We start from the raw sequence: 12,220 nt of genomic DNA on the forward strand, positions 1-12,220 counted from the left end.
CTATCATCAACATCGAAAAGTTGGGGCCCCTAAATTCCCAAAACTCTCGCCAACTGATCAGGCTCTATGTAGCCAGGATATATTTTACCTGACTCAAGCACCAGTGCTGGCGTACCGGTAACACCTAGCTCACTACCTAAACGGTATTGATCGGCAACCGGATTTTCACAGCTTGCCGACGCAACAACCTCGCCATTTTTTAAACGCGTCAGAGCGTCTTGCTTATCTTTCGCACACCAGGCGGATACAATTTTATTGTAGGAGTTTGAACCGATTCCAGCACGAGGAAAGGCCAAATATTGAATTTCAATACCACGCGCCAAATAGCCTGCCATGTGAGTGTGCAATTTACGACAATAACCACAGTCAACATCGGTAAACACCGTGACTGTGGCTTTCTTGTTTTTTGGGGAAAAAATAATTTTATCTTCATCTTTCAAGGCGGCTATTTTATCAGCGCGATTTTTATCACGCTTGGCCTCACTTAAATTTACCAAACCGAGATCATTAATTTGAAACATATCTCCGGCAATAAAATGATCAGCTTTAGCGTTAGCGAACAGGCGCTCACCGTTAGCCAACTCTACCTCATAAAAACCCTCTATCTGAGACGCGCTCACCGTTGTAATGGGCAATTGTGGAATGGCCGCCTGAATTTTTGCAGCGATGCTTGCCTCTGTTGACAAATCCTCAGCAACAACAGTCACTTGATAGGACAGCGATAACGCTAACAAGGCAATTAGTCGAGTGATAGGAGTTAGCATGACGCCCCCTGGGCAAAATTAATAACTGTTATTAGAGGTTAGCAGTCACGAATGGTTCCGGCAAATCCTATCCATATTGCCTGCCCATACTGACTGCTGAAAAATTATTCTCTTAAGAGCGCAGATTGCTTTGGATGTGCAGCAAGTATACTGGCTTTTAAAAAGCCAGTATCAGGTGGGCGATGGACGGGCGAAAAGTCCGCCCGCATCAACTAATTACTCGTTATTACTGGATTTTTTCTTTGATACGGGCCGCTTTACCAGACAGCTCTCTCAGATAATACAGCTTGGCCTGACGGACATCACCGCGACGCTTAACCTGGATACTATCAATCAGCTTACTGTAGGTCTGAAAAGTACGCTCAACACCGACGCCATGAGAAATTTTACGCACGGTAAAAGCTGAGTTGAGACCACGATTACGCTTACCCAAAACGACACCTTCAAAAGCCTGTAGACGCTCTCGGTTACCTTCCGTTACCCTCACTTGAACCACGACGGTATCGCCTGGCGCAAACTGAGGAATTTCTTTGCCCATTTGCTCTGTTTCAAGCGCTTGGATAATTGTATTTTTTCCGCTCATTACTCTCGCTCCTAAACTACCAATATCGGCTTGTTACTGACCGTTACCGGCCTGATGCTCTCGTTTAAATTCAGCCAACAACACCTGTTGTTCACTGTCCAATTCAATTTTTTCCAGCAAGTCGGGGCGACGCAACCAAGTTCTACCTAACGACTGCTTCAGACGCCAGCGTCTGATTTCCTCATGATGCCCACTCATCAACACGGCGGGAACATCCTGATCTAACAAATTCTCCGGCCTCGTGTAATGCGGACAATCAAGTAGCCCTGAGATAAATGAATCCTGTGCTGCAGAATCCTCATGCCCCAAGGCTCCAGGCAACCAGCGGGTAATCGCGTCGATCATCACCATCGCGCCCAACTCACCACCAGACAACACGTAATCACCAATCGACCATTCCTCGTCGATGTCAACTTCTATCACGCGCTCGTCAATGCCTTCATAACGACCCGCCACCAAAATCAACTTATCTCTGCCAGCCAGTTCACGTACTGCAGCTTGATCCAGGGTACGACCCTGAGGTGATAAATAAGCAACTATGGCGTCATCACCCATCAACTGTTTCGCGGCGCTGATCGCTTCTCGCAAAGGCTGTACCTTCATCAGCATGCCAGGCCCGCCACCATAAGGCCGATCATCGACCGTCTGATGTTTATCTTTGGTGTAATCCCGCGGATTCCAGCAATTCAGCTCCAGCAATCCCTGCTTTACCGCCCTACTCGTAATTCCGTAATCAGTCACAGCCTTAAACATCTCTGGAAAAAGGCTGACGACACCAATTTTCACCGCTAAAACTCCGGATCCCAATCGACCCGTAATTCGCCCGCCTGCAAATCAATATCCTGTATCACCTGACCAACCAAATAAGGCAACAGGCGTTCTCTTGTATCAATACTTGCGGGACAACTCTTTACCACCAGCACATCGTTGGATCCAGTCGACATCAAATGATCGACCCTACCTAACAAAATTTCCTGCTCATTCGCATCCTTGCATAACACTTTGAGTCCTTCCAACTGATACCAATAGACCTCATCTTCATCAAGCGGTGGCAAACTATCTTTTGGCACCGCGATCAGTGCACCACGATATTGGGCCGCAAAATTGCGATCGTCAGACCCCTCGAACTGAACCACCAACCCCTTTCCATGTTGCTTACCAGCAACCAAGGTAACCAATTGCCAGTCTTGGTGATTCCGTTTTATGAACCAGGGACGATACTCAAGAATGCTTTGCATTGGTTCTGTTTCAGATAGAACCTTCACCCAGCCTTTGACACCATAGACCGTAGTCACGCGACCCAGCACAACTAAATCATCCCGCGCCACTGATGACATGCTGGGATTGACCAGGCCTTATGCCTTGGCGGCACCCTTAAGTAAAGCAGCAACCCGCTCAGAAGGCTGCGCACCTTTGCTTAGCCAGTAGTCAACACGCTCTTGATCCACGTGTAGACGCACTTCCTGACCGCGCGCTCCTGGATTAAAATAACCAACACGTTCAACATACTGACCATCTCGGGGACGACGTCTATCAGCAACTGTCAGATGATAAAACGGACGTTTTTTTGCGCCACTACGAGCCAATCTAATAACTACCATTCGCTATTGTATCCTTTAATCCAGGCAGGCTTTGATATCACCTACGATTTATGAAAGGGCAAGATGCCCGAAAAAGGCGCGTATTCTACGCCAAAAATACTTGATCTGCCAAGAACTTATCTAAATATTTCCACTCATTGTTAGCGTGGAAATCCTCCACCAGGAGGCATCATTCCACCCAGGCCGCGCATCATATTAGCCATGCCGCCCTTTTTAGAGAATTTTTTCATCATTTTCTGCATTTGTTTGTGCTGTTTTAGCAACCGATTTAAATCCTGTATGTGAGTTCCAGAGCCCAGTGTAATACGGCGTTTGCGAGAGTTATTAATGATATCGGGGTAACGCCTTTCATGGGGCGTCATCGAATTGATTAGCGCCTCCATTTGCCCCAAGGATTTATCATTCACTTGCTTTTCAACCATACCAGACATCTGCCCCATACCAGGCAACTTGTCCATTAAGCCAGACAAGCCGCCCATATTGCGCATTTGTTCCAGCTGATCGCGAAAGTCATTAAGGTCAAACTTTTTACCTTTGGAAACCTTTTTAACCAGCTTATCCGCTTTTTTGCGATCAATTTTGCGCTCAACCTCTTCAATCAGGCTAAGCACATCACCCATATCCAAGATACGCGACGCCATACGATCTGGATAAAAAGGCTCTAAGGCATCAGTTTTTTCACCGACACCAATAAACTTGATGGGTTTACCGGTGATTTGCCGTACTGATAACGCCGCCCCACCACGGGAATCACCATCGGCCTTGGTCAAAATAACACCCGTCAGCGGCAGCGCATCACCAAAGGCTTTAGCGGTATTAGCGGCATCTTGCCCAGTCATCGCATCCACTACGAAGAGTGTTTCAATGGGGTTGATCGCAGCATGCAGCGCTTTAATTTCCGTCATCATATCCGTATCGATATGCAAGCGTCCGGCAGTATCAATCAAGACGACATCGGAAAACCGATGCTTGGCATGAGTAATTGCATCTTGTGCAATATCGATAGGGTTTTGCTCAATGCGGCTAGGAAAGAAATCCACACCGACTTCAGAAGCCAGCGTTTCTAGCTGTTTAATAGCCGCCGGGCGGTAAACGTCAGCACTGGCTACCGTTACTTTTTTATTTTTGCGTTCTTTTAGCCAGCGCGCGAGCTTTGCGATCGAGGTGGTTTTACCCGCTCCTTGCAACCCCGCTACCAGAATAACTGCCGGCGGTTGTGCGGCAAGGTTTAATTCTTCACAGTATTCACCCATCACCCTTTCAAGTTCGCTTTGCACGATTTTGATAAAGGCTTGTCCCGGTGTCAGGCTTTGCGCCACTTCTTGACCAATAGCCCGTTCTTTAATACTCTCTATAAAGACTTTGACCACAGGCAACGCTACATCGGCTTCTAATAACGCCATCCGCACTTCACGCAGCGTATCTTTAATATTGTCTTCGCTAAGTTTTGCTTTCCCGCTGACCTGTTTTAGGGCATCGGTCAAACGATTGGTCAAACTATCAAACATATCTATCTACTCGCATTCTCGGGATCAATATTTAGTGTGGCATTTTAGCAGGAAATACAATACATTCCTCACTCCGAGGAATCTGAATTAACTCTAACAAAGCCGAAACTCTATCGAAATGACTTCGACCATTGTGGGCAGCATTGCCATCGCCTGTTATATAGGCGGCGCCATTTTACAATATTATCATTTAGTTCGTCGCGACAATTCTCGTCGTACTCTGGTATTAGTTCTGGGGGCAGTTGCACTTTGCTTTCACACCCTCAGCTTTAATGGCACAGTTATCACCGAAGCCGGCCTGCACCTGGGGTTTTTTAAAATTTCCTCACTAATTGGCTGGCTAATTACTGGCTTAGTACTCGTCAGCAGCATACGGAAACCCTTGGAAAACCTGCTGATAGGCGTTTATCCGATTGCCGCACTTGGGCTTGGCTCCGCCATTGTAATGCACGGTACGGTCGAACCAACCATACATTTCAGCCTGCATAGTGTTAGCCACATACTGTTGTCATTGTTTTCCTATAGCGTGCTTACCATCGCTGCCATACAGGCCGTGCTCTTAGCCTGGCAGGACCAACAGCTTCGCAACAAACATGCCAATGGCTTTATCATGCAACTGCCACCCTTACAGATAATGGAGCAGCTGCTGTTTGAGCTGATCTGGGCTGGCGTGATCCTGCTTACAGCAGCAATTATCTCTGGTGTATTTTTTATTCAGGATATGTTTGCTCAGCACCTAGCCCATAAAACGCTGCTTTCCATTTTCGCCTGGGCAATATTTTCGCTCCTTCTCACCGGCCGCTATTGGAAAGGCTGGCGCGGCAGCATCGCTATTCGCTGGACTATATTTGGATATCTACTGCTAATGCTATCCTATTTCGGCACCAAATTGGTGATAGAAATTTTAAAGCAGCCTTAGACCTTATTGATTGAAGGCCTTGACTTTAACTGGCTAACGGAATAAAAAGACCATCCACTTATAATAAAGGTCGCGGGTTATTTGGACGACATACCCTTAACGGCGCTAATTTCAACATTAGTCTGCTTAATTATTCTTTCGGGTTTTTTCTCTAGTTCTGAAACAGGCATGATGGCGTTAAATCGCTATCGCTTGCGTCATCTGGTCAAGCAAAAACACCGCGGCGCCCGCTTAGCTAATAAGTTACTCAAGCGCCCAGACCGGCTCATCAGCGTCATTCTCATTGGCAATAATTTTGTTAATATCGCCGCCCCAGTCATTACCACGTTAATTGCCATTCGCCTCTGGGGAGACCCCGTGACCGGGACGCTCGACGGCATCACTACTCTGTCAGTCACCGTTGGACTAACACTTATTATTTTGATTTTTTCTGAAATAACCCCGAAAACTATTGCCGCTCTGCACCCTGAGCGGGTTGCCTTTCCTGCTGCTTACGTATTACGTCCGCTACTTTTTATTATGTATCCTTTGGTTTGGCTGATTAATCTAGTCACACATCGGCTATTACGAATTGTCGGCATCAAAATTGATGAACACATTGAAGATCAAATTACCCAGGAAGAACTGCGCACAGTCGTCAATGAGGCCAGCATTCTCATCCCACAACCTCACCAAAATATGTTGCTGGGCATTTTGGATCTGGAAAAGGTCACAGTTGAGGATATTATGGTGCCGCGCAATGAGATTGCCGGTATCGACCTGGAAGATGATATCGCCAGTGTTATTGAGCAAATACGCGCCAGCCAACATACTTGGCTACCAGTCTACGAAGGCGACATTAGCCATATCTCCGGTTTCTTACACCTGCGTAATGCTATCCGCTTTTTGACCGATAATAAAATTACCAAAGCATCTATATTGGCAGTCACACAAGAACCATATTTCATCCCCGAAAGCACCCCTCTTAACACCCAACTCCTTAATTTTCAGCGCGAAAAACGTCGCATAGGCCTCGTTGTTGATGAGTATGGGGACATTCAGGGTATTGCCACTCTGGAGGATATTCTAGAAGAGATAGTGGGTGAATTTACCACGGATGCAGCAACCAATAGCAAATACATACACCCACAGGAAGACGGATCGTTCATCATCGACGGTAGTGCTAATATTCGGGATATCAACAAAACTCTGGGCTGGAATTTACCCACCGCTGGGCCTAAAACCCTCAATGGATTAATCATTGAATCGCTGGAATGGATCCCTGACGCAAATGTTGCATTTAAGATTGGCGGCTATTATATTGAAACCCTGAAGACAAAGGGTAATGTCGTTAAAACAGCTCAAGTGAGTGAAATTATTCATCGAGATAAAACTTAATTGAGCACTTGGTTTTCACCACCCCCTACTAGTCTTTACTCTGATTGACCCAACGATAAGAAATAGCGCCTTCCAGCGCCAAAAATGAGGAATAGCGAAGTGTTAATTAGTCGAATCTGGGGATTATTCCTCCATCCAAACAAAGAGTGGGAGCTTATCCAACGGGAACAAGCTAATCGTTCCAGGCCTTACCTTATCTATTTACTACTACTGGCAGCCATACCTCCCCTTGCCGGCTACATTGGTGCCACTCAAACCGGCTGGCAAATTGGTGATGGTGCCATCACCAAACTGACCGTTGAAAGCACCATCCCCCTTTGCATTGCCGCCTATCTTGCCATTGTCATCGGGATCTATGCCACCGGGATTGCGATTAATTGGATGGGAGCGACCTACACTGACCTCGACAAAGGGGATTTTAGTGGCTTAGGTCTGGCAATCTATAGTTCCATACCTTTGCTCGTATTAAGCGTAGTCGGCGTTTATCCGGTAATCTGGCTGGGGTTAATTACTCTCGTCGTTGCCGCATGCTATTCGGCTTATTTACTTTACAAAGGGGTGCCAATTCTCTTCCAAATTCCGCCAGACCGGGGAGTCATGTTTGCCAGCGCAATCCTCACTTTTGCCTTAGTGATTGCGGTTGTATTAATCATCTCGACAGTTATTATTTGGGCAGTTGGATTTAGTCCAGTTTTTACGAACTAAAGTTGTGAAGACCAATCCGGTTATAACGAATTACAGGTAGAGTTTTGGTCGTTGCATCAAGACTCTCCTCACTATCAACCAAGCATATTTACTGAAATGAACCGAAATAAGCTCCCTTAGCCACACCACGCTCAGTAATATTTCTCAACACCTGACGTCTTTCAACATCACCCATCTCTGACCATTTTGATATTTCTTCTGCCGTACGAAAACAACCGATGCAGACATCATTGCCGTCTAGAGCGCAGACACTCATACAAGGGGATTCAACAGGAACTTTAGTTTCTTGGGCCATAACCACTCCATAAAAGATGCGCAAGTCTAACAGTTTTTGATCAAAGTTCTAAATTTGGATTTATAATCGCTATGAATTTGGTTTAGACTCAAGACTATGAAATATTGTAGTAGCTGCGGCAAATCGGTTATCGAAAGAATCCCCGCGGGGGATAACCGGCCTCGGTTTGTCTGCGATCATTGCGAAACCATCCACTACCAAAACCCTCGTATTATCGCTGGCTGCTTACCTATTTACGAAGATAAAGTGCTACTCTGCAAACGCGCTATCGAGCCACGTTATGGGCTTTGGACTTTACCTGCCGGATTTATGGAGAATGGTGAAACTAGTATTGAAGCCGCCCTCAGAGAAACCTGGGAAGAGGCGCTCGCTAGAGTACATATTCACGGCATCTACACACTATTTAATTTACCGCACATCAATCAGGTCTATATGATTTTTCGCGCCGAGCTAGATGAGTTAAACTTTGGTGCCGGCGAAGAAAGCCTCGAAGTGGATTTATTTACCGAGCAAGATATCCCCTGGAATGAGCTAGCCTTTCCGGTTATGCGTAAAACATTGGAATTTTATTTTGCAGACCGCCGCACTGGCAGCTTTAACGTACGCATGCACGATATTGTCCGTCCTTTAAAACAATAGTTTTGCCTAAAGCGACTCTGTTATTCCAAATTGGTAAGGGTCGGAATTTAACTATTCAGCATGGAACCTTGCTACCAGCTAAAGCTAGCTCTTGGATATTGGCGGGCTCCACAAAGACCAGACCGAATAGGCCGGTGTTTCATAAGGATGAGCCTTCAACATTGCTGCGATTGCCCTATGCAACAGCTCATCCTGACAAACCAGTTCTACTTTATATTCGATCACGGATTCAAGCTGGTCCTGTTGCCCCAAATAAGGCTTACTCCCCACCAAAGGTCTGAACTGTCCTTCTCCTTTCGACTGCCAAGCACAGCTGTCGTAATCACCAATGCGCCCCGCACCTGCTTTAAATAAAGCCTGTTTGACAACCTCCAGGTGTGATTCCGGTACATACACAACAATTTGATACATCAACGTTTATCTCCCCGCAACGCAGAAACCTTTTCATACAGCAGTTGAGCTGACACCTGTTGTGGTTCTACTCTTGCACCGACCACCACGTCAATTTTTGCCCAAAGCTTTTTCGGCCAAGTTAAAAACGCACCGAAACCTTGGTGGCTAAAAAAGCTTCCCCAAAGCCCACGCAAGGCGATTGGCACCACGGGTACTGCACTAGTCTCTACTATCTTTTCAATACCTGGTTTGAACTCATTAATGTTGCCATCCAGCGTAAGCTTACCCTCAGGAAAAATACAAAAGAGTTCGCCGCGATCCAACCCCTTTTTTATCGACTCAAAGGCACGTTCGTATACCTCTGGATTATCCTTTCTCGAACAAATAGGAATCGTCCGCCCAGCTCGAAAAATATAATTAAGCACTGGTATATCAAAAATACTTTTATGCATCACAAAACGAATAGGCCGATGCACGGCCCCTGCCAACAATAATGCGTCCACGTAGCTGACATGATTACACACCAGTATCGCTGCGCCTTTCTCAGGAATATTCTCCAACCCCTGATGTTTTACCCGATAGAGAGAGTGTCCCAACAGCCATACCAAAAACCGCATACCAAATTCGGGTACTTCATTATAAATAAACCAAGCGACTGCTACGTTCATCACTGCGAGGACGGCAAAATATTCCGCCTTCGACAAACCCGCCACTCCCAGCAACAAAATGGCAACTAAAGCCGCCAACACCATAAGTAATGCATTGAGCACATTGTTCGCCGCGATCACCCGTGCCCTATGTTCAGCAGCGGTGCGTTGTTGCACCATTGCGTAAAGAGGTACAATAAAAAACCCACCGAAAATTCCAATCATGCCCATATCAATCAATATTCGAACCGAGCCGTCCGTTTCCAAAAACTCACGCAAACTGCGCAGATAATCAACCGCTGAAAAATCACTGGCAAAATACAAGTCTAAGCCAAACAAACTCAATCCAAGCGACCCTAAGGGCACAATACCGATTTCAACTTTATGTCCGGAGAGCTTATCGCATAACAGTGAACCAACTCCTATACCCACGGAAAAAATACAAAGCAACAGCGTCACCACGCTTTCCTGCGCCGACAATACTTCGATACTGTAATTAGGCAGCTGAGTTAAATAGGAGGCCCCAAGAAACCAAAACCAGGAGATTCCTAATATCGCCAAAAACACCGTACGGTTGCTGTAGGCATAGCGCAAAATAGCACCAGTTTCAGTTAATGGGTTCAGGTTTATTCGTATATCTCTGGCAACCGCATTGACGCGGGGAATCCAAAAGCTAGCGAAACAGCCCAGCAGCGCTAATGTACAAACCAAGACCGAAATCCAGACGGTCTCTTGCTGTGATTGCATTAGCACACCAGCGCTCGCCGTACCTAAGAGTATCGCCAAAAAAGTACCCATTTCGACAAAGGCATTGCCTGATACCAGTTCATCCTCCTTTAGATATTGGGGAATAATGGAGTATTTTACCGGCCCGAAAAAGGCTGACTGGGTGCCCATTAAAAACAGTACGAGCAACAACCCCCATAAACTCTGAAAATAAAAGGCTGCTGCTGCCCCCATCATTGCCAGCAACTCCGTTATTTTTAAGAGTTGTATCAATCCTGATTTTTCGTATTTGTCGGCCAACTGCCCAGCCAGTGCGGAGAAAATAAAAAAGGGAAGAATGAACAGGCCGGCGGCGATGTTGTTTAATAAATCCGTATCGAGGCTAGAAAACCGAGTTGCTTGGTAGGCAATCAGGAGTAACAGTGCATTTTTGAACACATTATCGTTGAAGGCTCCTAAAAATTGGGTACAAAAAAAAGGCGCGAAACGCCTTTGCCCAAGCAAGCCAAACTGCCCCTGATTTTTATTGTCATACTCAGTCATAATATGCTAAATCCTAGCAAAATTAATGCTTTCCAGCTAATTAGCCCAATGCTGGGGTTATCTCACACTTTGTTTCATATTAGAATGCTTCTTCTTATCATTTTCACCTGGAGATCGCATGCTTGTTGTTATTTCGCCAGCCAAGACTTTAAATTTTGAAAGTCCCGCTCGAACCACTGCCAGTTCTATGCCCACGTTCTTAAAGGATTCAGAACAACTGATTCGGCAATTGCGAAAATTTTCTCCCTCAGAAATTGCGGAGTTAATGAACCTAAGCGATAAATTAGCGGTACTTAACAGCACTCGTTACGAAAGCTGGAAACTGCCTTTCACCGCAAAAAATGCTAAACAAGCCATGCTCGCTTTTCGTGGAGACGTTTACCTAGGCTTGGATGCTGATAGTTTCACTAAAAAAGATGACGAGTTTGCGCAACTGCATTTACGAATTCTCTCAGGTCTTTATGGCGTGTTAAAGCCATTGGACTTAATCCAACCATATCGGCTTGAAATGGGAACTTCTTTAAATACCAGACACGGTAATAATTTGTACCGGTTCTGGGACGATAAAATCACCAATTATTTAAATGCTGAACTTGCTACCCACCAAGATGGCACTTTGATTAATCTAGCCTCCAACGAGTACTTTAAAGTTTTGCAGACCAAAAAGCTGGATGCAGATATTGTTACTCCGATTTTTAAGGACAAGAAAAATGGTCAGTACAAAGTCATTAGTTTTTTTGCTAAAAAGGCGCGCGGCATGATGGCACGCTTTATCATTAAAAAGAAAATTCAGACGCCAGAGGGTATTAAGCTGTTTGATGTTGGCGGCTATTCTTTTAACCCAGAATTTTCATCCGAAAAAGATTGGGTATTCACCCGCGAAGAACAATAGCTGGAAGTTAGAAAAGATAATATCAGAGAACTCATCGAAGAGTGTTCTGTATATTACATTTGAACACCCTTTTTGTTTCGTCAGTATAATCAGATCTAGGGAGCGAAGCGGATACGAGCACGTGCTAAAGCCATGTCGGGCACGACACTACCGAAATTGGGCTCATATTTCCATTGTTTAACAGCAGTAACCGCTGCATCATTAAATATCCCCTCAGGCATTGCATCAACGACTTTAGGAGAAACTACTTCGCCATTAGTATTAATATTATACTCAACAACAACATAACCGACTCGGCTATAACGCAATGCCTTTTCAGGATAGCTCGGCATCACTCGCTTAACTAACTTATAAAACTCAGCATTATCAGAAAGACGAGAAATACGCTCCTCATCCGTTTCCGCAAATACCGATAGATTTATTAGCGCCGAACTCAATACCAATATGGCGCCACTCAGCAGCCTTGAAGACTTTAATTTCATACGAGGCATACCTCTCTAATGATTACCACAAATTACTTGCCTTGGCTGGGATCAACTCACGTATATCCCTTTAATTAAGACTAGTCAGCATTTTTAGAATCACCAGACGAACTCCCATTCTAATGATTTAAATCATTAAATCATGC

The 12,220-nt window shown here is 45.4% G+C and carries 15 protein-coding genes; 5 read left to right on the plus strand and 10 right to left on the minus strand.

Annotation, left to right across the window (positions count from 1 at the left end):
- Window positions 1–29: 29 nt before the first annotated feature.
- The 6 genes from H6995_11430 to ffh form a co-directional block, all read right to left on the minus strand.
- Window positions 30–764, minus strand: a complete 735-nt coding sequence (locus tag H6995_11430) for a DsbC family protein (protein MCP5215607.1) — start codon at window positions 762–764, stop codon at window positions 30–32.
- A gap of 226 nt (window positions 765–990) precedes the next feature.
- Complete coding sequence (gene rplS, locus H6995_11435) at window positions 991–1,347, minus strand: 50S ribosomal protein L19 (GenBank protein MCP5215608.1); 357 nt, start codon at window positions 1,345–1,347, stop codon at window positions 991–993.
- 33 nt (window positions 1,348–1,380) lie between these two features.
- Window positions 1,381–2,133: a tRNA (guanosine(37)-N1)-methyltransferase TrmD gene (gene trmD, locus H6995_11440; protein ID MCP5215609.1), complete on the minus strand. Its 753-nt coding sequence runs from the start codon at window positions 2,131–2,133 to the stop codon at window positions 1,381–1,383.
- A gap of 2 nt (window positions 2,134–2,135) precedes the next feature.
- The gene (gene rimM / locus H6995_11445) at window positions 2,136–2,684 is read right to left on the minus strand and encodes a ribosome maturation factor RimM (GenBank protein MCP5215610.1); all 549 of its coding nucleotides are present in this window, start codon (window positions 2,682–2,684) and stop codon (window positions 2,136–2,138) included.
- Window positions 2,685–2,702: 18 nt separating this feature from the next.
- On the minus strand, window positions 2,703–2,948 hold the full coding sequence (gene rpsP, locus H6995_11450; protein MCP5215611.1) for a 30S ribosomal protein S16: 246 nt from the start codon (window positions 2,946–2,948) through the stop codon (window positions 2,703–2,705).
- Window positions 2,949–3,088: 140 nt separating this feature from the next.
- Window positions 3,089–4,456: a signal recognition particle protein gene (gene ffh / locus H6995_11455; GenBank protein MCP5215612.1), complete on the minus strand. Its 1,368-nt coding sequence runs from the start codon at window positions 4,454–4,456 to the stop codon at window positions 3,089–3,091.
- A 118-nt stretch (window positions 4,457–4,574) separates the two neighbouring features.
- Here ffh and ccsA point away from each other — a divergent pair, with 118 nt between their 5' ends.
- The 3 genes from ccsA (at window position 4,575) to H6995_11470 (ending at window position 7,457) form a co-directional block, all read left to right on the plus strand.
- Complete coding sequence (ccsA, locus tag H6995_11460) at window positions 4,575–5,375, plus strand: cytochrome c biogenesis protein CcsA (GenBank protein ID MCP5215613.1); 801 nt, start codon at window positions 4,575–4,577, stop codon at window positions 5,373–5,375.
- An 81-nt stretch (window positions 5,376–5,456) separates the two neighbouring features.
- Complete coding sequence (locus tag H6995_11465) at window positions 5,457–6,752, plus strand: HlyC/CorC family transporter (protein ID MCP5215614.1); 1,296 nt, start codon at window positions 5,457–5,459, stop codon at window positions 6,750–6,752.
- A 99-nt stretch (window positions 6,753–6,851) separates the two neighbouring features.
- The gene (locus H6995_11470; protein ID MCP5215615.1) at window positions 6,852–7,457 is read left to right on the plus strand and encodes a DUF1282 family protein; all 606 of its coding nucleotides are present in this window, start codon (window positions 6,852–6,854) and stop codon (window positions 7,455–7,457) included.
- Window positions 7,458–7,545: 88 nt separating this feature from the next.
- On the opposite strand, the gene H6995_11475 is transcribed toward H6995_11470, so the two are convergent.
- A complete protein-coding gene (locus H6995_11475) occupies window positions 7,546–7,752 on the minus strand; it encodes a DUF1289 domain-containing protein (GenBank protein ID MCP5215616.1) in 207 nt (68 codons plus the stop codon).
- A 96-nt stretch (window positions 7,753–7,848) separates the two neighbouring features.
- On the opposite strand from H6995_11475, the gene H6995_11480 reads away from it, so the two are divergent.
- Window positions 7,849–8,391 carry an NUDIX hydrolase gene (locus H6995_11480; GenBank protein MCP5215617.1) on the plus strand — a complete coding sequence of 181 codons (543 nt, stop codon included), beginning with the start codon at window positions 7,849–7,851 and terminating at the stop codon, window positions 8,389–8,391.
- Window positions 8,392–8,475: 84 nt separating this feature from the next.
- Here H6995_11480 and H6995_11485 read toward each other — a convergent pair whose 3' ends face one another.
- Window positions 8,476–8,802 carry an NGG1p interacting factor NIF3 gene (locus tag H6995_11485; protein MCP5215618.1) on the minus strand — a complete coding sequence of 109 codons (327 nt, stop codon included), beginning with the start codon at window positions 8,800–8,802 and terminating at the stop codon, window positions 8,476–8,478.
- Window positions 8,802–10,700: an MFS transporter gene (locus tag H6995_11490; protein ID MCP5215619.1), complete on the minus strand. Its 1,899-nt coding sequence runs from the start codon at window positions 10,698–10,700 to the stop codon at window positions 8,802–8,804. Before H6995_11490 ends, H6995_11485 begins: the two co-directional genes overlap by 1 nt.
- A 118-nt stretch (window positions 10,701–10,818) precedes the next feature.
- On the opposite strand from H6995_11490, the gene yaaA reads away from it, so the two are divergent.
- Entirely contained in the window at window positions 10,819–11,592 is a 774-nt protein-coding gene (yaaA, locus tag H6995_11495; protein MCP5215620.1) for a peroxide stress protein YaaA, read from the plus strand.
- Window positions 11,593–11,687: 95 nt separating this feature from the next.
- On the opposite strand, the gene H6995_11500 is transcribed toward yaaA, so the two are convergent.
- Window positions 11,688–12,074: an energy transducer TonB gene (locus tag H6995_11500; protein MCP5215621.1), complete on the minus strand. Its 387-nt coding sequence runs from the start codon at window positions 12,072–12,074 to the stop codon at window positions 11,688–11,690.
- Window positions 12,075–12,220 lie beyond the last annotated feature (146 nt).

The sequence above is a fragment of the Pseudomonadales bacterium genome (genome assembly GCA_024234615.1).
GTDB lineage: Bacteria > Pseudomonadota > Gammaproteobacteria > Pseudomonadales > IMCC2047 > JAJFKB01.